Annotated in this window: 20 protein-coding genes; 15 read left to right on the forward strand and 5 right to left on the reverse strand. The window is 65.7% G+C overall.

All coding sequences use genetic code 11. The features are described from left to right. Positions 1–2 precede the first annotated feature (2 nt). Together POM99_RS11820 and POM99_RS11825 are read left to right on the forward strand one after the other, a co-directional pair. Positions 3–1,181: an RsmB/NOP family class I SAM-dependent RNA methyltransferase gene (locus POM99_RS11820; protein ID WP_277278024.1), complete on the forward strand. Its 1,179-nt coding sequence runs from the start codon at positions 3–5 to the stop codon at positions 1,179–1,181. 65 nt (positions 1,182–1,246) lie between these two features. Beyond that, positions 1,247–1,753 (forward strand): tetratricopeptide repeat protein, encoded by a 507-nt coding sequence (locus tag POM99_RS11825; RefSeq protein ID WP_277278026.1) that lies wholly within the window; start codon positions 1,247–1,249, stop codon positions 1,751–1,753. A 107-nt stretch (positions 1,754–1,860) separates the two neighbouring features. Here the strand turns inward: POM99_RS11825 and POM99_RS11830 are convergent, their stop codons facing one another. Beyond that, positions 1,861–2,346, reverse strand: a complete 486-nt coding sequence (locus POM99_RS11830; RefSeq protein ID WP_277278028.1) for an RNA pyrophosphohydrolase — start codon at positions 2,344–2,346, stop codon at positions 1,861–1,863. After that, positions 2,343–3,302 (reverse strand): alpha/beta hydrolase, encoded by a 960-nt coding sequence (locus POM99_RS11835; protein ID WP_277278030.1) that lies wholly within the window; start codon positions 3,300–3,302, stop codon positions 2,343–2,345. Before POM99_RS11835 ends, POM99_RS11830 begins: the two co-directional genes overlap by 4 nt. Positions 3,303–3,528: 226 nt before the next feature. Between POM99_RS11835 and POM99_RS11840 the strand changes: the two genes are divergently transcribed. From POM99_RS11840 to POM99_RS11865, 6 genes are all read left to right on the forward strand, one after another. After that, entirely contained in the window at positions 3,529–5,409 is a 1,881-nt protein-coding gene (locus POM99_RS11840; protein ID WP_277278031.1) for a 2-oxoacid:acceptor oxidoreductase subunit alpha, read from the forward strand. 13 nt (positions 5,410–5,422) lie between these two features. Continuing rightward, the gene (locus POM99_RS11845; protein WP_277278033.1) at positions 5,423–6,469 is read left to right on the forward strand and encodes a 2-oxoacid:ferredoxin oxidoreductase subunit beta; all 1,047 of its coding nucleotides are present in this window, start codon (positions 5,423–5,425) and stop codon (positions 6,467–6,469) included. A 28-nt stretch (positions 6,470–6,497) separates the two neighbouring features. Next, positions 6,498–7,508, forward strand: coding sequence for a metal-dependent hydrolase (locus tag POM99_RS11850; RefSeq protein WP_277278035.1), 1,011 nt, complete (start codon positions 6,498–6,500; stop codon positions 7,506–7,508). Continuing rightward, positions 7,462–8,838: a cryptochrome/photolyase family protein gene (locus POM99_RS11855; RefSeq protein WP_277278198.1), complete on the forward strand. Its 1,377-nt coding sequence runs from the start codon at positions 7,462–7,464 to the stop codon at positions 8,836–8,838. Before POM99_RS11850 ends, POM99_RS11855 begins: the two co-directional genes overlap by 47 nt. Positions 8,839–8,865: 27 nt before the next feature. Then, positions 8,866–10,122, forward strand: coding sequence for an SAM-dependent methyltransferase (locus POM99_RS11860; protein WP_277278037.1), 1,257 nt, complete (start codon positions 8,866–8,868; stop codon positions 10,120–10,122). 86 nt (positions 10,123–10,208) lie between these two features. Then, positions 10,209–10,589, forward strand: coding sequence for a lysozyme inhibitor LprI family protein (locus POM99_RS11865; protein ID WP_277278038.1), 381 nt, complete (start codon positions 10,209–10,211; stop codon positions 10,587–10,589). Between the two features lie 57 nt (positions 10,590–10,646). Here the strand turns inward: POM99_RS11865 and POM99_RS11870 are convergent, their stop codons facing one another. The 3 genes from POM99_RS11870 to purF all read right to left on the reverse strand — a co-directional run bounded on the left by POM99_RS11870 (position 10,647) and on the right by purF (position 13,279). Then, complete coding sequence (locus POM99_RS11870) at positions 10,647–11,015, reverse strand: PilZ domain-containing protein (RefSeq protein WP_277278040.1); 369 nt, start codon at positions 11,013–11,015, stop codon at positions 10,647–10,649. 80 nt (positions 11,016–11,095) lie between these two features. Continuing rightward, a complete protein-coding gene (locus POM99_RS11875) occupies positions 11,096–11,806 on the reverse strand; it encodes an SDR family NAD(P)-dependent oxidoreductase (RefSeq protein ID WP_277278042.1) in 711 nt (236 codons plus the stop codon). Next, positions 11,807–13,279, reverse strand: coding sequence for an amidophosphoribosyltransferase (gene purF, locus POM99_RS11880; RefSeq protein WP_277278045.1), 1,473 nt, complete (start codon positions 13,277–13,279; stop codon positions 11,807–11,809). Between the two features lie 251 nt (positions 13,280–13,530). On the opposite strand from purF, the gene POM99_RS11885 reads away from it, so the two are divergent. The 7 genes from POM99_RS11885 (at position 13,531) to dnaE (ending at position 21,776) form a co-directional block, all read left to right on the forward strand. After that, positions 13,531–14,964: a GGDEF domain-containing protein gene (locus POM99_RS11885; RefSeq protein WP_277278047.1), complete on the forward strand. Its 1,434-nt coding sequence runs from the start codon at positions 13,531–13,533 to the stop codon at positions 14,962–14,964. Positions 14,965–15,088: 124 nt separating this feature from the next. Continuing rightward, positions 15,089–16,330 carry a lipoprotein-releasing ABC transporter permease subunit gene (locus POM99_RS11890; protein ID WP_277278049.1) on the forward strand — a complete coding sequence of 414 codons (1,242 nt, stop codon included), beginning with the start codon at positions 15,089–15,091 and terminating at the stop codon, positions 16,328–16,330. Further along, the gene (locus tag POM99_RS11895; RefSeq protein WP_277278051.1) at positions 16,323–16,997 is read left to right on the forward strand and encodes an ABC transporter ATP-binding protein; all 675 of its coding nucleotides are present in this window, start codon (positions 16,323–16,325) and stop codon (positions 16,995–16,997) included. The genes POM99_RS11890 and POM99_RS11895 overlap by 8 nt, the downstream gene beginning before the upstream one ends. A gap of 59 nt (positions 16,998–17,056) precedes the next feature. After that, complete coding sequence (locus POM99_RS11900) at positions 17,057–17,338, forward strand: hypothetical protein (RefSeq protein WP_277278053.1); 282 nt, start codon at positions 17,057–17,059, stop codon at positions 17,336–17,338. A 48-nt stretch (positions 17,339–17,386) separates the two neighbouring features. Further along, a complete protein-coding gene (locus POM99_RS11905) occupies positions 17,387–17,620 on the forward strand; it encodes a hypothetical protein (RefSeq protein ID WP_277278055.1) in 234 nt (77 codons plus the stop codon). Continuing rightward, positions 17,617–18,105 carry a glutathione peroxidase gene (locus POM99_RS11910; RefSeq protein ID WP_277278057.1) on the forward strand — a complete coding sequence of 163 codons (489 nt, stop codon included), beginning with the start codon at positions 17,617–17,619 and terminating at the stop codon, positions 18,103–18,105. The genes POM99_RS11905 and POM99_RS11910 overlap by 4 nt, the downstream gene beginning before the upstream one ends. Before the next feature lie 74 nt (positions 18,106–18,179). Beyond that, positions 18,180–21,776 carry a DNA polymerase III subunit alpha gene (gene dnaE / locus POM99_RS11915; RefSeq protein WP_277278059.1) on the forward strand — a complete coding sequence of 1,199 codons (3,597 nt, stop codon included), beginning with the start codon at positions 18,180–18,182 and terminating at the stop codon, positions 21,774–21,776. Positions 21,777–21,780 lie beyond the last annotated feature (4 nt).

Raw genomic sequence — 21,780 nt, forward strand, 5'->3', positions numbered from 1 at the left:
CGATGACACCGGCGGCGCGGGTGCAGGCGGCGATCGACGTGCTCGACGCCGTGATCGCGGCGGCGCGCGGGCAGGGCGCCTCGGCAGACCGGGTGGCGGCAGAGTGGTTCCGCACCCGGCGCTTCGTGGGATCAAAGGACCGGCGGGCGATCCGCGACCTGGCCTGGCGCGCGATCCGTGCCTGTGGCGAGGTTCCGGCGAGCGGGCGCGCGGCGATGCTGCGGGTGGCGCAGGACGATGCGGCGCTGGCGGCGCTGTTCGATGGATCGAACTATGGCCCCGCGCCGTTGCGCGAGGGCGAGACGGTGGCCGGGGGTGGCGTTGCGCCGCAGTGGCTGGCCGAGGCGCTGACGGCATCGGGGCTTGATGAAGCCGAACAAGCGGCGCTGCTGGGGCGGGCGCCGCTGGATATCCGCGCGAACCGGCTGAAAATCACGCGCGAGGCGCTGGCCGAACAGTTGCCGGTGGCGAGCGAGCCGGTGATGGCGGACGGTTTGCGGCTGGAGACCGGTGCACGGGCGGAGGATTGGCCCGAATTCGGCGAGGGTCTGTTCGAGGTGCAGGATGGCGGCAGCCAGCTGGCCTGTGCCGCCTTTGCCGCGCAGCCGGGCGAGGCGGTGGTGGACCTGTGCGCCGGGGCAGGGGGCAAGACGCTGGCGCTGGCGGCGGCGATGGACAACCGGGGCGCGCTGCTGGCCTGTGACATCGACCGGGCGCGGCTGTCACGCCTGCCGGACCGTGCGGCGCGGGCCGGGGCCATGGCGGAGACGCGGCTGCTGAACCCCGGCAAGGAATCCGGGATGCTGGCCGACTGGGCGGGCAAGGCGGATGGCGTGCTGATCGATGCGCCGTGTTCGGGCACCGGCACATGGCGGCGCAATCCCGAGGCGCGCTGGCGGCTGAGCCCCGCGGCGGTCGAACGCTATGCCACGATGCAGGCGCATGTGCTGCGTGTGGGGGCAGGGCTGGTGAGGCCGGGCGGGCGGCTGACCTACATCGTCTGTTCGCTGCTGGATCGCGAAGGCGCCGGGGTGATCGACGCGTTCCTGGCGGAGCGGCCGGATTGGCGGGCCGAACCGATGGACCTGCCTGCCGGTCGCCCTCGTGGAAAAGGTTGGCGGCTTACACCCTTGTCCGACGCGACAGACGGGTTTTTCTTCGTTAACCTGCGACGCGCATGATACTGGATACCTCAACACGCGCCGGAGAGCGCAAGAGGTCGGATTCCCGGCTCAAGGAGCTTTTGATGCGTTACACCCTGCCCGCCGCCGCGCTTTCGCTGGTGCTGGCGATGACCGGATCGATGGGATCGGCCAAGGTGGAGCAAGTGGCCGACCCGCGCGCGCAGGCGCTGCTGGCCAACGGCCACGCCGACCTGGCATCGGGACAGGTGGATGCCGCGACCGATGCCTTCGAGGCGGCGCTGGCAGTCGATCCCGGATATGTCGGTACCTACATCGCGCTGGGCGAGGCGGCCCGCAAGGCGGGGCTGCAGGGCAAGGCGATCCATTATTACCGCGAGGCGTTGCAGCGCGATCCCAACAACCTGGGTGCAATTGCCGGCGAAGGCGCGGCGATGGCCGAGAAGGGTGCGCTGGAAAAGGCGCGGACCAACCTGGCGCGGCTGGAAGGCATCTGTGGCAAGGCCTGCGCCGAGACGCAGGAACTGGCCGCGGTGATCGCCAAGGGCCCGACCCCACGCGTGCTTTCGGCCGAGGCGGTTAAGCCGCAGCCGGTGGTGGAGAGCAATTGACCTGAGACAGCCCTCCCCCTGCCCCTCCCGCAGGCGGGAGGGGAGAAGAAGGGGCTGCCAATCCCCCTCCCGCCTGCGGGAGGGGTTAGGGGTAGGCTTTCTGGCGGTCAGATCAAATCCCGGAATTCTTCGAGGACCTGGCGGTAGACGCGGCGTTTGAAGGGGACGATCAGGTCAGGCAACTGTTCGGGTTCCACCCATTTCCAGTCGAGAAATTCCGCCGGATGGTGGGCGTTGAGATCGACATGATGGTCTTCGCCGGTAAAGCGCAGCAGCAGCCATGACTGGCGCTGGCCACGGTAGCGCCCGCCCCAGATTCGGCCGATCATCTCGGGCGGCAGGTCATAGAGCAGTTCTTCGCGCGTCTGCGCGATCACGGTGACGAGATCCGCGGTGACGCCGGTTTCTTCGTGCAGTTCGCGCATCGCGGCGGCGTGCAGCTCCTCGCCATCGTCGATGCCGCCCTGTGGCATCTGCCAGGCATCGCCTTCCTTGCTGTCGATCCGCTTGCCCACGAACACGCGTCCGTGGGCATTGACCATCATCACGCCCACGCAGGGGCGATAGGGCAGGGCGGAATGTTCCTCGGTCATCTGGTCCTTTCGAGCAGCAGTTTCATCGCTGCGAACACGGAGTGCAGGTCTGCCTGCGCGCTGGGGATGGCGCGGCGGACCTGGGTGAAGCCGTGGATCGTGCCCTTCATTTCAAGGAACACGACCTCAGCCCCGGCCTTGATCAGTTCTGCCCCATAGACCCTGCCGCTGTCACGGATCGGATCGAGCCCGGCGGTTACCAGCACCGTGGGCGGGGTGGCGGCGTGATCGCTGTAGATCGGATAGGCGCGCTTATGCCCGGCGATTGCATTGTAGGAATCGGCAAACCACTTCATCGACGCCGCCGTCAAGAGAAAGCCTTCGGCAAAGTGCAGGAAGGACTGGTGATCGGGCTTGTCATCGCTGAGCGGATAGATCGGCACCTGCATGACAACCGGGACGGCCGCCGGCTTTTCAAGCAGGGCCTGGGTGGTGACGATGGTGAGGTTTCCGCCCGCCGAATCGCCGATGGGGATCAGGCCGGTGACCTGCCGGCCAAGGTCCACAGGGCTGGCGGCGACCCAGCGGGTTGCGGCTTCGCAATCGTCGGGCGCGGCGGGGAAGGGGTGTTCGGGTGCGAGTCGGTAATCAACCGCGACGACGGGCAGGTCCATCTCCGCCGCGATTTCCGTGCAGAGGGAATGATGGCTTTCGAGATCACCGATGACGAAGCCACCGCCGTGGAAGAACATGATCACCGGGCCGGGGCCACGATCTGCCCGCGCATCATACAGCCGTAGCGGAATCGGACCGGCAGGGCCGGGGCACGAGAGGTCCTTGATCACGGCCAGATCGCGGGGCGGCATCTCGGCAATCTGGCCCATGGCGATGTAGCTGGCGCGCGCGGCATCCAGCGGCATTTCATGCATCTGGGGGCCTTCGACACTGTTCAGGTAATCTAGGAAGGCCTTTACATCAGGGCGGACGTAATGCTGCGGAGCGTCGGCTTCGGCCATGTTTTCAATGTCCTCTCGATCTTGCATGGGGCTGTTGCTGGCCCCATTTGTTGATTGTGGACAGGTTAGGTGCGGTTTTGCAACTTGACTAGGCCGGTTGTGCGCGATCAAGGAATCGCACGACATTTTGCGCAGAGCAGATTTTCTTTTTTGCGCCGGGGATTGGCCGGGTCTAGGCGGCCCAAGATGAAGCAGGGCTGCATCTGGCGGCTGACAGAGGAACGAGATGGCTACAGCATTGGTTGACGGACCCGACGCCCTGACCGGCGGCAAGGATGCGCCCGAAGCGGTTGTCGTCCGCTTTGCGGGCGATTCCGGCGACGGCATGCAGCTGACGGGTGGTCAGTTCACGCTTTCGACCGCGCTGGCGGGCAACGACCTGGCGACTTTCCCCGACTTTCCGGCGGAAATCCGCGCGCCGCAAGGCACACTGTTTGGCGTTTCGGCCTTCCAGATCAACTTCGGATCGACCGACATCGAGACAGCGGGCGACCAGCCCGACGTGCTGGTGGCGATGAACCCGGCGGCGCTGAAGACCAACGTGCCGGCGCTGAAGGCCGGTGGCCTGATCATTGCCGACAGTGGCGAGTTCAACAAGCGCAACCTGGAAAAGGCCAAGTACGACGCCAATCCGCTGGAAGACGGCAGCCTGGAGAAGTGGCAGCTGCTGGCCTTCGACATCAGCGCGCTGACGCTGGAAGCGGTGAAGCCCTTTGGCCTTGGCAACAAGGAAGCGCTGCGCTGCAAGAACATGTGGACGCTGGGCCTGGCGCTGTGGATGTTCGACCGCGACCGGCAGCCGCTGATCGACTGGCTGAACGCCAAGTTCAAGAAGAACCCGGTGCTGGCCGAAGCCAACGTTGCGGCGCTGAACGCCGGCCACGCCTATGGCGAGACGGCCGAGCTTTCGGGCCCGCTGAAGCAGTATCACATCGCGCCGGTTGAAAGCGAACCGGGCCTTTACCGCACGGTGACAGGCGCGGAATCGATCAGCCTTGGGCTGGTGGCGGGCGCGCAGCTGGCGGGTCTGCACATGTTCTTTGGCGGCTATCCGATCACGCCGGCAAGTTCGATCCTGCACAACCTGGCCAAGCTGAAGGAATTCGGCGTCACCACGTTCCAGGCGGAAGACGAGATCGCGGCGATCTGCTCTGCCATCGGCGCGAGCTATGCCGGGCAACTGGGGGTGACGTCGTCCTCCGGTCCGGGCATCGCGCTGAAGGGCGAGGCGATGGGCCTTGCCATCATGACCGAGCTGCCGCTGGTGATCGTGAATTCGCAGCGCGGCGGCCCTTCGACCGGCCTGCCGACCAAGACCGAGCAGAGCGACCTTTACCAGGCGGTCTATGGCCGCAACGGCGATGCGCCGATCCCGGTGATCGCGGCGCGGTCTGCCGCGGACTGCTTTGACTGCGCGATCGAGGCCTGCCGCATCGCGGTGCAGTACATGACGCCGGTGATCCTGCTGACCGACGGCTATATCGCCAACGCGGCGGAGCCGTGGAAGGTGCCCGATCCGGCGACCTATACCCCGTTCCCGGTGACGTTCCTGGAAGAGGCAAACGGTCCGGACGGCAAGGTGCTGCCCTTTGCGCGTGACGAAAAGGGCGCGCGGCCCTGGATCAAGCCGGGCACGCCGGGCCTGATGCACCGCATCGGCGGCATCGAGAAGAACCCCGGCACCGGCAACATCGACTACAGCCCGGCAAGCCACCAGATCATGACCGACGCCCGCAAGGCGAAGGTGGACGGCGTGGCAAAGTCCATCCCGGCCCAGGACGTGACGTTGGGCGACGAGACCGGCAAGCTGGCCGTGGTCGGCTGGGGCAGCACGTTCGGCCCGATCCACCAGGCGGTGCGCCGGGTGCGGCGCAAGGGCCTTTCGGTGAGCCACATCCATGTGCGCCACGTGTGGCCGATGCCGGAGAACCTGGGCGACCTGCTCAAGGGCTTTGACAAGGTGCTGGTGCCCGAGATGAACACCGGCCAGTTCAAGACTGTGCTGCGCGACCAATATCTGGTTGACGCCAAGCCGCTCAACAAGACCAGCGGCCAGCCCTTCACCATCGCGGAAATCGAAGCCGCGATCGAAGCTGCTCTGGTTTGAGGGACGAAGACCAATGAACGACATGACTCCCTTCACCACGACGCTGAAGGACTGGGAAACCGACCAGGAAGTGCGCTGGTGCCCGGGCTGCGGCGACTATGCCATCCTCAAGGCGGTGCAGCGCACCCTGCCCGAGATCGGCGCGAACCCGGCCAAGACGGTGTTCGTTTCGGGCATCGGCTGCTCCAGCCGCTTCCCGTATTACGTGGAAAGCTATGGCTTCCACACCATCCACGGCCGCGCGCCGGCGTTCGTGACCGGCATCAAGCTGGCCAACCCGGAACTGGACGTGTGGATGGTGACGGGCGACGGCGACGGCATGTCGATCGGCGGCAACCACACGATGCACATCATCCGTCGCAACGTGAACGTGCAGATCCTGCTGTTCAACAACGAGATCTATGGCCTGACCAAGGGCCAGTATTCGCCGACGAGCCGCGAGGGCACCAATTCGCCGACTTCGCCAATGGGATCGGTGGACCGGCCGGCGCTGCCCTGCGCCTTTGCACTTGGGTCTGGCGCGCGCTTCATCGCGCGGGCCTATGACGTTTCGAAGAACCTGCCGGCAGTGCTGAAGGCGGCGCACGCACACAAGGGGGCGGCGTTCGTGGAAATCTTCCAGAACTGCATCGTCTATAACAAGGACCGCTTTGACGACTTCGTGGCCAAGGGCGTGGCCGACCAGAACCAGCTGTGGCTGGCCGATGGCGAGCCGATGCTGTTCGGCAGCGAGAAGAGCGGCGGGGTGAAGGGCATTGCGCTCGACATGGAGACGCTGAGCCTCAAGGTCGTGGACGTGGTTGACGGCGACTGGCAGGCGGCGGGCGTGATCGTGCACAACGTGAAGAATCGCGCGATCGCCCACATGCTGGTGGAAATGCCGTTTGGCCCGTTCCCGATGGCGCTGGGCGTGATCTTTGACGATCCGCGGCCAAGCTATGAGGAAACGCTCCTGGCACAGGACGAGCAGGCCCGCGCGGGCAAGAGCGCGAACCTGGCCGCGCTGCTGGCCAAGGGCCAGACCTGGACGGTTAGCGGGACGGCGGCCGACCCGGTCTGACACCAGACGGCGCTGTGGGGCGGGACGCTTGGACAACCTGACCCACAGCCTTGCCGGCTGGGCGCTGGCCGAAACGGGCCTGAAGCGCCGCACGCGGCTGGGCACGGCGGCCTGCGTGCTGGCGGCCAACATGCCGGACATCGACGTGTTCTTTGGCTGGGCGCCGTGGGCGCCGCTGGCGATGCACCGCGGGTTCACCCATGGACTGGTGGGCGGCGTGCTGCTGATGCCGCCGCTGCTGGCCGCGCTGCTGTGGCTGTGGGGCAGGAGGCGGCCTGAAACGGAGACGGGCCCGCCGCTGCGGTTCGGATGGCTTGTGGCGCTGTGCTATCTGGGCGCGCTGACGCATCCGTTGCTGGACTTGCAGAACGTCTATGCGGTGCAGCTGTTCTCTCCGCTGAGCGCGCGATGGTTCCATAGCGATGGGCTGTTCATCGTTTCGCCGTGGCTGCTGGCCATGCTGGGCGCGGGGATCTGGCGGGCGCGCAGGAGCGACCGGGGCAGGGCGGCGGTGGCGGCGCTGGCGGGCTGCATGGCGTTCATTGCTCTGAATATCGGGATATCGGCGCTGGCATGGGCCGCGCCGGAAAGCGATGCGCCCTATGCACGGCCCGACAGGGTGTTCGCCGCGCCGGAGCCGCTGGTGTTCTGGCGGCGCGATGTGGTGTGGCGGCAAGACGGAGCGATCGTGCATGGGCGGTTCGATCCACTGGTGCGGGTGACGGGGCTTGTGGCGTTCGGTGCCCCGGTGCCCGACCGCATGGCCGATCCGGTGGTGCGGGAGGCGTCGGTCGATCCGGTGGCGCGCAGGTTTCTCGATTGGTCGCAGATGCCCGTCGCCAAATTGGCGCGCGATGGGGAATGCACCCGGGTAACGTTCGGCGATGCGCGGTTTTCAGGGCCTGCGATGAGTCGCAACTTCAATGTTTCGGTGCGGGTTTGCCCAAAGGTGCAGGTGCCAGAGCGCGGGGCAGGCGTTGCACAAGGGCATGATGACCTCCCCTTCGATCGTCTGGCTGCGCCGCGACCTGCGGCTTGAGGACCAGCCCGCATTCGCCGCCGCAGCGGCCCAAGGCCCGGTAATCCCCGTTTACGTGCTGGACGACGATGCGCCCAGGCAGTGGCGCATGGGCGGTGCTTCGCGGTGGTGGCTGCACCACAGCCTGGAGCGGCTGGACGCCGATCTGCGGCTGCGCGGATCGCGGCTGATCCTGAAGCGCGGCAAGGCGCACGAGGCGCTGGCGGCGGTGCGACGCGAAACGGGGGCGCGGACGGTGCACTGCATCCGCCATTACGAGCCGTGGTGGCGCAATGCCGAGCGCGCGGTGGCCAAGCAGTTCGAACTGCAGTGCCATGACGGCAACTTTCTTGCCCCGCCGGGATCGGTGCTGACCGGAAGCGGCCAGCCCTACAAGATCTATACCCCGTTCTGGCGCGCGCTGAGCGAGCGGATGCCGCCGGCAAGGCCGGTGAAGGCGCCGGCGACGCTGCCCGCGCCGGAGTTCTGGCCGGACAGCGACAGGCTGGAGGACTGGGGCCTGCTGCCGATCAAGCCGGATTGGGCCGGCGGGATGCGCGCCGAATGGGTGCCGGGCGAGGCCGGGGCGCGGACGCGGCTGCGCGAGTTTGCCGACCGGGCATCGCGCTATGGCCAGCGGCGCAACCTGCCTTCGGTGGAGGGCACGTCGAAGCTTTCCCCCCACCTGCATTTCGGCGAGATTTCACCGGCCACGGTGTGGCACGCGGTGGCCGACGAGGGCGGTTCGGTCGGCACGTTCCTGGGGGAACTGGGCTGGCGCGATTATGCCCAGAACGTGATCCTGCAATATCCCGATTACGGATCGCGCAATGCGCGCGAAGCCTATGACCGGCTTGAATGGCGCCATGCGAAGCGCGAGCTGGCGGCATGGCAGCAGGGGCGCACCGGCTATCCGATCGTGGACGCGGGGATGCGCGAGCTGTGGGCCACCGGGTGGATGCACAACCGCGTGCGGATGATCGCGGCAAGCTTTCTGGTGAAGCACCTGCTGATCGACTGGCGCGAAGGCGAGCGCTGGTTCTGGGATACGCTGGTGGATGCCGATTATGGCCAGAACGCGGTGAACTGGCAGTGGACTGCGGGCACGGGCGTGGATTCGAACATGTTCGTGCGGATCATGGCGCCGCTGACGCAATCGCAGAAGTTCGATGCAGCCGCATACATCCGCCAGTGGGTGCCGGAGCTGGCGCACCTTTCGGATGAGGACATCCACGATCCGAAGGTGCCGCCGAAGGGCTATCCTGCCAAGATCATCGGCCATGCCGAGGCGCGGGCCCGCGCATTGGCGGCACATTCCGCCATGAAGACGCCCGAGGAGGCATTGCCCTGACGCGTGCGATTGCGCATACCGCATGGCATGAACGCCGAGACACCGGGCAGGGGGGAGCATCTGGTTTCAGGCGGGCAGCCCAAGGCGGCGGCCCGCGGCCTGCTGGCGAGGATCGTTTCCGGTCCGGTTGAGCGGGTGATCGCGCGGATCGATGCGGGCCTGGCCGAAGGATCGCTGCTGGCCCACCTGCCTGACGGAACCGTGCGGCTGCTGGGTGCGCGGGCAGACGGGCCGGTGGCGGAGATCACGCTGCATTCCTGGAACGCGATCCGCCGCCTCGCCACCGGGGGATCGGTGGGCTGGTACCAGGCGTGGGAAGCGCGCGAGTGGGACAGCCCGGACGCAGTGCAGATCTTCGCGCTGTTCATGCGCAACGCCGCGACGCTGGGCGATGTGGCGCGGGCCAAGGGGCCGTGGCGCTGGCTGGCGCGGGCGTGGCACTGGCTGCACCGCAACAGCCGAAAGGGCGCCGAGCAGAACATCCACGCCCACTATGACCTGGGCAACGATTTCTACGCCCAGTGGCTCGATCCGACGATGAGCTATTCCAGCGCGCTGTGGCAGGGCCTTTCGCCGGATGCGTCGCTGATCGATGCGCAGGTGAACAAGGTGGACCGGCTGGCCGACAGGCTGACGTTGCAGGCGGGCCAGCGGGTGCTGGAGATCGGCTGCGGATGGGGCTTCCTCGCGCGGCGGCTGGCCGAGCGGCGTGGCGTGCATGTGACCGGCATCAGCCTGAGCAACGAACAACTGGACTGGGCGCGGATCAAGGGGCCGAAGGGCACCGAATACCTGCATTGCGACTATCGCGCGGTCGAAGGCGTGTTTGACGCGGTTGCCAGCGTGGAGATGGTGGAGGCGGTGGGCCGGGAATACTGGCCCTCATACCTGGACGCGATTGCGCGGGCGCTGAAACCGGGCGGGCGTGCGGCGATCCAGTACATCGCCATCCGGGACGACCTCTTCCCGGCCTATGCCGCGAGTGCGGACTTCATCCAGGCCTATGTCTTTCCGGGCGGGATGCTGCTGGGCGAGGCGGAGTTCCGATCCCTGTCCGAGGCGCGCGGCCTGCGCTGGGAGGCGCCCCATCACTTCGGTCAGGACTATGCCCGCACCCTGCGGCTGTGGCGCAAGGACTTCGAGGCGGCGGTGGAGGCGGGGCGGTTGCCGGCGGGATTTGACGAACGGTTTGTTCGGCTGTGGCGGTATTACCTGATGTATTGCGAGGGCGGCTTTGCTGGCGGGGGGATTAGCGTGGCGCAGGTTACGCTGGTGAGGGATTAGGATTTTCGGATCAGGTAAAATGGCTGGTTGCGGGCAGTTGCGGACATGAGCGCTTATTGTGCCTAGCTCAAAATCTTGGGGGTCACATGATTGCAGCCATCACACTCATGTTGACGGCGCCATTGGCGGTCGTCGGCTCGGCTGACGAATATTCACTTCCCCAATGCCACGAGGATGTTGCTACAGGAGTGTGGTGGCCCGATTTAAGCTGTGCAAGGAATGAATTCAAGAATGCAGACGCCGCGCTCAATAAAGTCTGGAAAACCGTTATCAAAGGAACGGTCTCGACGCAGAAGAGCAGGCTGATAAGTGACCAGCGGCATTGGCTTTCGCAAATGCAAGCAACTTGTGCGGCGATTAGAGATCAATCCGGCGAGCCAGCCATACTCGAATATCGCAAACTCGCATGCAAGGCCGATTTGACACTGCAACGAACCAAGGTACTTCGAAGATTAGTGCGCCGCTGAACGGCAACTCCCAAACAATCTAGGTCGCTGCCGCTCTGTCCAATGTGTCCGCTTGCCCTAGCAAACCGGCCGGAACACGCCATCTCCCCGATAACGGGCGAGGATGTTGTCGTGGACGATGGGGCTGAGGAGTTGGGAGAAAGCGCAGCCGACCTGGCCGTTTTGCCACCAGATCACTGTCGCTTGCAGGGATTCGAGGCCCGGCAAGGTGAGCCAGCAGTGCGAGCCCACGTGCATGCGGTTCAGCGCGGTGGCGCAGAAGCCGCCGAGCGAGAGGTCGTTGACCACGGTGTGGAAGCCCTTGGCACCCGAGCCGCGCAGGGTGGCCGGAATGTTGACCTTGCTGCGCGGGGCGCAGCGGTCTTCCTGCGAGGAGTGTTCGTAGCTGCCCGGCCCGAACCGGGAATCGCGCCAAGTCGTGCTCATCCAACCCATCCCGCAACGGCTGCATGGGTGCAGCCCCGGAAATGGACAATCTATGATCGCCTTGCCCTAACCAACCGTAATCAGAACTGGTTAACGCGTTCGCGGTGCGGGCTGGTGAACGGTTTACCAAGAAGCGCGACGATGGCCTTGGCGACGTCCTCGGGCGGCTTGACCGTCCCGGGATCCTCGCCGGGATAGGCTTTGGCGCGCATGGCGGTGCGCGTGGCGCCGGGATCGAGGATGGCGACGCGGATTGCGGTGGTGCTGGCGACTTCCTGCGCATAGGAATCGAGCAGGTTGTCAAACGCCGCCTTGGTCGAGCCATAGGCACCCCAGAATGCGCGGGGCGTGGCACCGACGCTGCTGGTGAGGCCGATGACGCGGGCGTCCTTGCTGGCCTTCAGCATGGAATGGAACGCCGCGATGATCGCCTGCGTGGCCACGACGTTGAGCATCAGCGCGCGGTTGAGGTCGTGCTGGTCGATCTGCCAGACCGGGGTGAGCACGGGCAGGACGGCGGCGTTGATGACGAGGATGTCGAGCGCCTGCCAACGGCCCTTGATCGCGGTGGCGAGGCGGGCGATCGCGTCGGGCTCGGCCAGATCGACCGGGGCAATGGTGGCGGTGCCGCCGGCGGCGTGGATCGATTCCTCCACCGCCTCAAGCTCCTTTGCCGTGCGGGCGACGAGGATGACGTGCGCGCCTTCGGCCGCAAGCGCGCGTGCGGTGGCCGCGCCGATGCCCTTGCTGGCGCCGGTGACCAGCGCCAGTTGCCCCTGCAGCGATCCCATTCAGGCGACCTTTTCGACCGGGAGCGAAAGCTGTCCGGCGGCGCTTTCACGCTCGAGCAGGTCGGTGAGCCGGGTGGGATAATCGCCGGTGAAACAGGCATCGCAATACTGCGGGCTGCCGGACGAACGCGCGGCTTCACCCACGGCGCGATAGAGGCCGTCGATCGAGACGAAGGCGAGGCTGTCAGCCTGGATGAACTTGGCCATGGCGTTCACGTCCATCCGCGCGGCAAGCAGCTTCGAGCGTTCGGGCGTATCGACGCCGTAGAAGCAGGAATGTTCGGTTGGCGGGCTGGCGACGCGGAAGTGGACTTCGCTGGCGCCGGCTTCGCGCATCATCTGCACGATCTTGAGGCTGGTGGTGCCGCGCACGATCGAATCGTCGATCAGCACGATGCGCTTGCCCGCCACGAGCGCGCGGTTGGCGTTGTGCTTGCGCTTCACGTCGGCATTGCGGGCGCCATCCGAAGGCTGGATGAACGTGCGGCCGACATAGTGCGAGCGGATGATGCCGAGCTCGAACGGAATGCCAGACTGCTGGGCATAGCCGAGCGCGGCGGGCACGCCGCTGTCGGGCACCGGGATGACCAGATCGGCGTCGACCACCGATTCCTTGGCCAGTTCCATGCCGATGGCCTTGCGCACTTCATACACCGAACGGCCGCCCATGACCGAATCCGGGCGGCTGAAATAGACGTGTTCGAAGATGCAGGGGCGCGCGGCGGGGCTGCCGAAGGGGCGATGGCTGGAAATGCGGCCATCGAGGGTGACGTGCACCAGTTCACCCGGCTGAACTTCGCGCACGAAGTCTGCACCGACGACATCGAGCGCCACCGTTTCGCTGGCGAAGACCACGGCATCACCCATCTTGCCCATCACCAGCGGACGGATGCCGAGCGGATCGCGGCAGGCGATCATGCCTTCGGGCGTCATGCAGATGAGCGAATAGGCGCCTTCGACCAGGCGCAGCGCATCGACGAAGCGATCGAGCAGGGTGGGATAGCGGCTGGTGGCGACGAGGTGGATGATCACCTCGGTATCCGAGGTCGACTGGAAGATCGCGCCCTTGTTCACAAGATCGCGCTTCAGCGTCATCGCGTTGGAAATGTTGCCGTTGTGCGCAATGGCGAAGCCACCGGCGGCCAGATCGGCAAACAGCGGCTGCACGTTGCGCAGGCCCGATCCACCGGTGGTGGAATAGCGGACGTGGCCCGCGGCCATCATGCCCGGAAGTTCGGCAAGCGCCTGGCCGCTGGAAAAGTTTGCGGCGACATGGCCGATGCCACGGCGGGAGTAGAACTCCTGCCCGTCGAAGCTGGTGATGCCTACCGCTTCCTGTCCGCGGTGCTGCAGGGCGTGCAGCCCCAGTGCCGTCATCGCGGCCGCATCGCGCGCGCCGAGCACGCCGAAAATGCCGCATTCCTCGCGGAGCTTGTCGCCGTCCGCGTCCTCGAAGGGGTGTGTCAGGTTCATGGGTCTCGCGCCGGGTCCATGGGCGCGTGGTGCGCCGGCTTGGTCGCCGCCCATGTGGCGACCTTTGTCACAGAACGCAAGGGGGCATCGCAGTGAAGGGATCGGGCCGTGCCGAAGCAATCCTCGAGTGCGGGAGCCGATCGGTTGCAACGATCGAACGGGCCCATGATGGTTGACGCCATCCTGCATTGAGAAGCCATACTCTCAACGGCTTAGGGCGGAATTAACCGCTTCGGACCGAAATGGGCCGGATGGATGGAGCCCGATTCAGAATCGCAGCACCGCTGCTGACTGCGCTGCTGTATTTCACCGGCGCCGCTTTCAGCGTGCACTACAGCCGCTTTGGCGGCGGCGTGGCCATGATCTGGGTGGCAAGCGCCATACTGGCCGCGCGGCTGATTGTCATCGAACTGCGCGAATGGCCGCTGACGATGGCCGCCTGCACGATTGCCAGCACGGTCGCCACCGGCCTGTTCGGGTTGGGGTGGGTGGCTGCATTGCCGTTGTCGCTGGTCAACATGGCGGAGGCCGCGGCGGTGGCCTGGACATTCCGCACCCTGGTGCGCACGTGCTGGCCCAAGGACGTGCTGGAACTGGTGGCCGGTTTCTATCTGGTTATCGGATTGCTGATTCCGGTCATGTCCGCCGTTGCCGGGGCGGGAATCGCGCATCTGGCCAACGACATTCCTTTCGAAACCAATTTCTTTCACTGGTTCGTCGGCCATGCAGTGGGCCTGCTGGCGATCCTGCCCTTCTGCATTTCGGTGGCGCGTACCCGCCGCTTCAACGAGCGGCTCGTGCCGAAGGGGCATGGCATGTCGGGCGTGCTGTTGTGCGCCACGATGGCGCTGATCACGTTCGGCGTCTTCTCCCAAACGATCCGCCCGTTGATGCTGGCGCCGCTGCTGTTTGTTATGCTGACTGCTGTGTGGGCAAACGTGGCAATGGCGATGGCGCTGCCCGTGATCCTTGCGCTGGTTGGTGGTGTGCTGACGCTGCATGGCCTGGGGCCAATGGGCGTGATGGCGTTCGATCCCGGTGACCGCATCCAGTTGTTCCAGCTCTATGTGGCCATCACCGCGCTGTGCGCGCTGCCGGTGGCGGTAGACATGGAACGGCGGCGACAGGAAATCCGCCGGCTGGCGAAGCAGGAGCGGCGCTGGCGCAAGCTTTCCGGGCTGGCCGGAGAGCGGATCGCCGAGCTGGCGCATGAGGCGGCAACCGACGCGTTGACCGGCCTGCCCAACCGCCGCGCCTTCGAGCGCGCGCTGGCGACGACGATCGAATCGGGAACCATGGCCTGTGTCGCGATGGTTGATGTGGACCACTTCAAGCAGATCAACGACCGCCACGGGCATGGCGTGGGTGACGAGGTGCTGACCGGATTTGCCGAGTTGGCCGGGCAGGCGCTGCGGGGCAGCGACATGATTGCGCGGCTGGGCGGCGAGGAATTCGCGCTCCTGCTGAAGGAGGCGAACATCGCGCATGCCGAGATGGCCTGTGCCAGGCTTGCGCAGCGGCTGGCCGACAATGCCATCGTGACCAGCGCCGGTCCGCTGCGGATCACGGTGAGCTGCGGGCTGGCTGAGCTGCATGAAAGCGGCGAGGCGGCGATGCTTTCGGCCGACAAGGCGCTGTACAAGGCGAAGGCCGCAGGGCGCGCCAGACATGCGGTTGCCGCCTGAGGGAACCTGAAGGGACCATCGGCGTTTGAGCGCGGACCGCCACCCTGGCGGGACCGGCAAGGCCATTGCGCGTTGCGGGAACTGGGCCTAAATCGGCCGCACCTTCTGCGCGAAAGACCCCCGCTTGATCCTCAGCCCGTTCGAATGGACCATCGCCAAGCGCTACATGCTGCCGGGGCGAGGGGAAGCGTTCATTGCCCTTGTTGCCGGGATCAGCCTCGTCGCCGTGATGCTCGGCGTGGCGGCGCTGGTGATCGTGATGAGCGTGATGAACGGCTTTCGCGCTGAACTGCTCGACAAGATCGTGGGCCTGAACGGCCATGCCATCATCCAGGCCTATGGCGGCAGGCTGGATAACTGGCAGGACATCCTGAAGAAGGTGGAGGCGACGCCCGGCGTCACCCGCGCCAGCCCGCTGATCGAACAGCCGCTGCTGGCCAGCTTCAACGGCCGGGTTGAGGCGATCCTGGTGCGGGGCAACACGTCTCAGGACATCGCGCGGATTGCGCAAAAGCGCGTGGCTGGCAGCTTTGCCGACCTGAAGCCCGGATCGGACACCGTGGTGATCGGATCGCGGCTTGCCGAGAACCTGGGCGCGCAGGTGGGCGACACGATCACGATCATCAACCCGCAGGGCCGATCGACCCCGTTCGGCACGGTGCCGCGCGAGATCGGCTATCGCGTGGCGGCGATCTTCGAGATCGGCGTCTATGACTATGACAACGCGTTTGTCGTGATGCCCATACCCGATGCGCAGACGCTGCTGCTGACGGGTGATTCCATCGGCATGATCGAGGTGACGACCAGGGACCCGGACAAGGTCATGGACTATCTTGGCCCGCTGAAGGAGCAACTGGCCGGGCGCGCGGTGGTGACCGACTGGAAGACGATCAACGCCAGCCTGTTCGAGGCGCTGGCCGTGGAGCGCGTGGCGATGTTCGTGGTGCTGTCCATCATCGTTCTGGTGGCGGTGTTCAACATCCTGTCCAGCCTGATCATGCTGGTGCGCGCCAAGACGCGCGACATCGCGATCCTGCGCACGATGGGGGCGACACGGAAAAGCCTGCTGAAGGTGTTCGTGGCCATCGGCTTCGTGATCGGGGCCATGGGCACGCTGACCGGGCTTGCGCTGGGCATGCTGTTCCTGTTCTTCCGCCAGCCCATCGTCCATGCCGTGGAATACGTGACCGGGCAGAACCTGTGGGATCCTTCGATCCGCTTCCTGACCGACCTGCCGAGCCGCAGCGATCCGGTGGAGATCACCGTGATCTGCATCATGGCGCTGGTGCTGAGCTTTCTGGCAACCCTGTACCCCGCGTTGAAGGCGGCGAGTACCGACCCGGTGCAGGTGCTGCGCTATGAGTGAAGCCGTCGTCCGCCTGAAGGACCTGCGCCGTTCGTTCTCGCAAGGGGGCGTAACCATCGACGTGCTGCGCGGCGTCAACCTGGAAATCCAGCCCGGCGAGATCGTGGCGCTGCTGGGCCCGTCCGGTTCCGGCAAATCGACGATGCTGCAGGCGATCGGCCTTCTGGAAGGCGGGTTTTCCGGCCTGATCGAGATTGCCGGGACCAATGCATCAAGCCTTTCGGGCGATGCGCGCACCACGCTGCGGCGCGATCACCTGGGTTTCGTGTACCAGTTCCATCACCTGCTGCCGGATTTCAACGCGATCGAGAACGTGGTGCTGCCGCAGCTTGTGGCCGGCAAGGCTGCGGGCGAGGCCAAGGACCGTGCGACCGAACTGCTGACCGCGCTGGGGCTGGGGCATCGCCTGGAGCACAGGCCGAGCCAGCTTTCCGGCGGCGAGCAGCAGCGTGTGGCCGTGGCCCGCGCACTGGCCAACCGGCCGGAACTGGTGCTGGCGGACGAACCGACGGGCAACCTGGATGAGGCGACGGCGGACCGCGTGCTGGAGGAATTCCTCAAGCTGGTGCGCGGGGAAGGCAGTTCCGCGCTGATCGCCACGCATAACGAGCGGCTTGCCTTCCGGATGGACCGGGTTGTCCGGCTGCATGAAGGAATTTTAACGTAGGCTGGCGGGATACGGGAACCGGGCGTGCGCGTTTATTGCGCGAGAAGGAGATCGTATCGATGAACACCACGATCCGCGCCGAATCCCATGACACCCGCCGCGACTTCTGGTCAGACCATGCCACCGTTTTGCGTCGCGAGGCCGCGGGTGGGCTGCTGCATGATTTCGCCACGCTGCATGCCGGGACCCTGGCAGACATGGTACGCATGGTTGCCCGCATGACGGCGGACGAGCGCGACGGCCTGGTGATCGAGAAGGCGGGCGACCGCCAGTATGGGCCTGGCGAGATCATGGCGCTGGCCCACCGCGACGACTTTCCGGGCGGCCCTATTTCCCGTTGATCCGCATCCCCTGCCGTGCGACCTTTTGGCATGAGCAGGGGAGAAGACATGTCCGGTCTTGATTGGCAGGCGCAAGCAACGCTGCACCAGCGCGACGATGACGGTTCCGAGATGCAGTACAACTTCAGCGTGGTGAAGAAGGGCCCGCTGGGCGAACTGGTGCGCGAGGTGGCCGGCATGGATGCCGAAGCGCGTGCGCGGCTGGTGATTGACGTGCCGGGCGGAAAGTCGCTGAATGTCGGAGAAATCCTTGAGCTGGCGAAGGTGGAGGGCTTTGAATGAGCGGCCCTGCAACCATTGCCGATTTCACCGCGAAGAAGCCGAATGGCGAGGAGATCAGCCTGGCGGACAAGCTGGGCAAGGTGATCCTTGTGGTCAACACGGCCAGCAAGTGCGGGTTCACGCCGCAGTATGACGGGCTTGAGGCGCTGTGGAAGCAGTATGGCGAGCGTGGGTTCGAAGTGCTGGCCTTTCCGTGCAACCAGTTCGGCGCGCAGGAGCCGGGCACGGCGGACGAAATTGAAAGTTTCTGCAAGGTCAATTTCGGCGTCAGCTTTCCGTTGATGGCGAAGATCGATGTCAACGGACCCAATGCCGCGCCGCTGTTCGACTGGCTGAAAGCCGAGGCTCCGGGTGTGCTGGGCACCAAGGGGATCAAGTGGAACTTCACCAAGTTCCTGATCGACCGGCAGGGCAAGGTGGTGAAGCGGTATGCCCCCACCGACAAGCCTGCGAGCATCGCCAAGGACATCGAGACGCTGCTGTGAGCGCAGCTGTTTGATCGGTTGATAAGCCGGGCCCGGCTCTCGCAGAATCGGCCCCGGCCCCCTACCTTTCCGGCATGGCCGGTTACGCTCCCTTCGTCCCCCTTCGCGTCTTTTCATCATACACCATGCTGGATGGCGCGGTTGACCCCAAGGCCATCGCCAAGACGGCGGCGGAGCGCGGATTTCCGGCGATAGCCATCACCGATCGCAACGGGCTTTACGGCTCGGTCGCCTTTGCCAAGGCGTGCAAGGACGTGGGTGTCCAGCCGGTGATCGGCACGATGCTGGCGGTGGCGCGGCCAGAACGGGAAGGCGCTTCGGCGCCCGGCTTCGGCGCACAGGCCCCGACGATCGACTGGCTGGCGCTCTATGCGCAGGATTCGACCGGATACGACAACATCTGCCACCTGGTCAGCCGCGCGCATCTGGAGCGCCCGCTGGAGTTCGCGCCGCACGTGGTGCTGGCGGACCTGGTGGGGCATACCGATGGCCTGCTGTGCCTGAGCGCGTGTGGCGAAGGGGCGCTGACCCGGCTGCTGGCCGAGGGGCAGCAGAGCGCGGCTGAAACCTACCTGAGCCGGCTTGAGGAGTTGTTTCCCGAGCGGCTCTATCTTGAACTGGCCCGGCGCGGCGATGCGGCCGAGGATGCGGCGGAAGCGGCGCTGACCGACCTCGCCTATGCACGCAACCTGCCGCTGGTCGCCACCAATCCGGCCTGCTTTGCCGATCGCGGTTTCTACGCCGCGCATGACGCCATGCTGTGCATTGCCAGTTCAACCCACGTTGACAGCACCGACCGCCCGCGCTCGTCCGCCGAGTGGTGGATCAAGCCGGCGCCGGTGATGGAGGACCTGTTCAAGGACCTGCCCGAAGCCATCGCCAACACGCTGGTGGTGGCGCAGCGGTGTGCAGTGATGCCGCCCAAGCGCAAGCCGATCCTGCCCAGCCTTGCCGGTGACAAGGAAGGCGAGGCGCGGATGTGCGCGGCAGACAGCCGCACCGGCCTGGTCGAACGGCTGAAGCCCTACTACGCGGAAGCCTGCCATGGTGAACTGGCGCAGGTGCTGACGCTGGGGCCGGATGCGGAGCCGGCGGAGGCGGACTATCCTGCGCTGGCCGAGGCGGGCGTGTTTGCCGAAGTGCTGGATTATCGCAAACGGTTGGAGTTCGAGATCTCGATCATCAACCGCATGGGTTTTGGCGGATACTTCCTGATCGTGGCCGACTTCATCAAGTGGGCCAAGGAACATGGCATCCCGGTGGGGCCGGGGCGCGGATCGGGCGCGGGCTCGCTGGTGGCGTGGGCGCTGACCATTACCGACCTCGATCCGATCAAGCTGGGCCTGCTGTTCGAACGCTTCCTTAACCCGGAACGCGTCTCGATGCCCGACTTCGACATCGACTTCTGCGAAACCCGGCGTGGCGAGGTGATCCGCTATGTCCAGCAAAAGTATGGAGACGATCACGTTGCGCAGATCATCACCTTCGGCAAGCTGAAGGCGCGCGCGGTGCTGCGCGATACCGGCCGCATCCTGCAGATGAGCTATGGCCAGACGGACCGGCTGTGCAAGATGGTGCCGAACCATCCGACCGACCCATGGCCGCTGCCGCGCGCGCTGAATGGCGTGGCGGAGCTGAAGCGCGAATACGACCGCGACCCCGACGTGCGCCGGTTGATCGATCTCGCCATGCAGCTGGAAGGCCTGCCGCGCAACAGCTCCACCCACGCGGCGGGCGTGGTGATCGGTGACCGGCCGCTGGCGCAGCTGGTGCCGCTCTATCGCGATCCGCGGTCAGACATGCCGGTGACGCAGTTCGACATGAAGCATGTCGAGGATGCGGGGCTGGTGAAGTTCGACTTCCTGGGCCTGAAGACGCTGTCGGTGCTGCGCAAGGCGGTGGACCTGCTGGGCAAGAGGGGCATTTCCATCGACCTTTCGGCGCTGCCCTGGGACGATGCCGACGTCTACAAGCTGCTGCAGTCGGGCGATACGGTGGGCGTGTTCCAGCTGGAATCCGAAGGGATGCGGCGCACGCTGGCAGCGGTGAAGCCCACCAATTTCGGCGACATCATCGCGCTCGTTTCGCTCTATCGCCCCGGCCCGATGGACAACATCCCGCTGTTCGGCCGACGCAAGAACGGGCTGGAGGCGATCGAATACCCGCACGACAAGCTGGCGGGCATCCTCTCGGAAACCTATGGTATCTTCGTCTACCAGGAACAGGTGATGCAGGCCGCGCAGATCCTGGCGGGCTATTCGCTGGGCGATGCCGACCTTCTGCGCCGCGCCATGGGCAAGAAGGTGCAGGCGGAAATGGACGCCCAGCGCCAGCGCTTCGTGGACGGGTGCAAGGAAGTTTCCGGCATCGAGAAGGGCAAGGCCAACGAGCTGTTCGACTTGATCGACAAGTTCGCCGGCTATGGCTTCAACAAGTCTCACGCTGCCGCCTATGCCCTGCTGGCCTATCAGACGGCGTGGATGAAGACGCATTATCCGCATGAATTCTATGCCGGATCGATGTGCTTCGACATGCACCAGTCGGAAAAGCTGAACGTCTTCGTGGACGACATGCGCCGCAACGGTGTGGCGCTGCACGGGCCGGACATCAACCGCAGCGAGGCCGAGTTCACGGTGGAGCGGACCGACGAAGGCTATGCCGTGCGCTATGCCCTGGCGGGCCTGCGCAACGTGGGCGAAAAGGCGATGGAAGCGATCGTGGCGGAGCGGGAGGCCAATGGGCCGTTCACTTCGCTCGACGACCTGTTTCGCCGGCTGCCCGCCGGATCGATGAACCGGCGCGGGCTGGAAGCGCTGGCCGCGGGCGGTGCGCTCGATTGCCTGGAACCGAACCGCGCCAAGGTGACCGCCAATGCCGAACTGCTGATGGCGGTGGCGGACGAGGCGGCACGATCGCGCACGTCGGGACAGGGCGGCCTGTTCGGCGGCGACGACCATGCCGAACAGGCGACGCGGCTGGCCGAGACCAAGCCGTGGAGCCGGGCCGACCAGATGGCGGCGGAGCGCGAGAACTTCGGCTTCTATTTCGCCGCGCATCCGGTGGAGGAGTACCGCGCGGTGGCCAGCGCCAACGGTGCGCGCACTTATGGCAGCCTGATGGCGGGCGGCGGCGATGGTGGGGCGCGATCGGGCGCGGTGATGGCCGCGCTGGTGGAGAACGTGCAAAAGCGCAAGACGAAGAAGGGCAAGGACTTCGTCATGGCCGACTTCTCGGACAGCAGCGGTCTTTTCTCGGCCAGTTGCTTCGAGGAATCGCTGGTCGACAACTTCGTGCAGTGGGCGCGCGAGGGCACCTGCGTGCTGCTGAATGTGGAGCTGGACAGGCCAAACCCGGATGAGCCGCCACGTGTGACGGTGCGCGGGGCGCGGCCGCTGGACAGCGTGACAAGTGCGGCGCGGATGATGCTGAAGCTGGATGTCAGCCGGCCGGAGGCGATTGCCGAGCTGGCGATGCTGCTGCCCCGCGCGCCTGACGGCAAGGGCGAGGTGCTGGCACGGCTGAAGACCGGGCGGGCGAAGGAGCCACTGGTGCGGCTGGGCAATGACTTCCGCCTCGACAGCGATTTAATCGAACGGTTGATTCCGATCGAAGGCATCGCCAATGTGGCATTGACGGCGAGGGCGGAGAGGCATCTGCGGCTCGTCGAATAAAACG

The organism is Novosphingobium cyanobacteriorum, from assembly GCF_029436685.1.
Lineage (GTDB): Bacteria > Pseudomonadota > Alphaproteobacteria > Sphingomonadales > Sphingomonadaceae > Novosphingobium > Novosphingobium cyanobacteriorum.

What these genes read in the sequence shown, in the direction of transcription:
- POM99_RS11820 (WP_277278024.1), top strand. Translation starts at nt 3, where the DNA reads ATGACACCGGCGGCGCGGGTGCAGGCGGCGATCGACGTGCTCGACGCC.
- POM99_RS11825 (WP_277278026.1), top strand. Translation starts at nt 1,247, where the DNA reads ATGCGTTACACCCTGCCCGCCGCCGCGCTTTCGCTGGTGCTGGCGATG.
- POM99_RS11830 (WP_277278028.1), bottom strand. Translation starts at nt 2,346, where the DNA reads ATGACCGAGGAACATTCCGCCCTGCCCTATCGCCCCTGCGTGGGCGTG.
- POM99_RS11835 (WP_277278030.1), bottom strand. Translation starts at nt 3,302, where the DNA reads ATGGCCGAAGCCGACGCTCCGCAGCATTACGTCCGCCCTGATGTAAAG.
- POM99_RS11840 (WP_277278031.1), top strand. Translation starts at nt 3,529, where the DNA reads ATGGCTACAGCATTGGTTGACGGACCCGACGCCCTGACCGGCGGCAAG.
- POM99_RS11845 (WP_277278033.1), top strand. Translation starts at nt 5,423, where the DNA reads ATGAACGACATGACTCCCTTCACCACGACGCTGAAGGACTGGGAAACC.
- POM99_RS11855 (WP_277278198.1), top strand. Translation starts at nt 7,462, where the DNA reads ATGACCTCCCCTTCGATCGTCTGGCTGCGCCGCGACCTGCGGCTTGAG.
- POM99_RS11860 (WP_277278037.1), top strand. Translation starts at nt 8,866, where the DNA reads ATGAACGCCGAGACACCGGGCAGGGGGGAGCATCTGGTTTCAGGCGGG.
- POM99_RS11865 (WP_277278038.1), top strand. Translation starts at nt 10,209, where the DNA reads ATGATTGCAGCCATCACACTCATGTTGACGGCGCCATTGGCGGTCGTC.
- POM99_RS11870 (WP_277278040.1), bottom strand. Translation starts at nt 11,015, where the DNA reads ATGAGCACGACTTGGCGCGATTCCCGGTTCGGGCCGGGCAGCTACGAA.
- POM99_RS11875 (WP_277278042.1), bottom strand. Translation starts at nt 11,806, where the DNA reads ATGGGATCGCTGCAGGGGCAACTGGCGCTGGTCACCGGCGCCAGCAAG.
- purF (WP_277278045.1), bottom strand. Translation starts at nt 13,279, where the DNA reads ATGAACCTGACACACCCCTTCGAGGACGCGGACGGCGACAAGCTCCGC.
- POM99_RS11885 (WP_277278047.1), top strand. Translation starts at nt 13,531, where the DNA reads ATGGATGGAGCCCGATTCAGAATCGCAGCACCGCTGCTGACTGCGCTG.
- POM99_RS11895 (WP_277278051.1), top strand. Translation starts at nt 16,323, where the DNA reads ATGAGTGAAGCCGTCGTCCGCCTGAAGGACCTGCGCCGTTCGTTCTCG.
- POM99_RS11900 (WP_277278053.1), top strand. Translation starts at nt 17,057, where the DNA reads ATGAACACCACGATCCGCGCCGAATCCCATGACACCCGCCGCGACTTC.
- POM99_RS11905 (WP_277278055.1), top strand. Translation starts at nt 17,387, where the DNA reads ATGTCCGGTCTTGATTGGCAGGCGCAAGCAACGCTGCACCAGCGCGAC.
- POM99_RS11910 (WP_277278057.1), top strand. Translation starts at nt 17,617, where the DNA reads ATGAGCGGCCCTGCAACCATTGCCGATTTCACCGCGAAGAAGCCGAAT.
- dnaE (WP_277278059.1), top strand. Translation starts at nt 18,180, where the DNA reads ATGGCCGGTTACGCTCCCTTCGTCCCCCTTCGCGTCTTTTCATCATAC.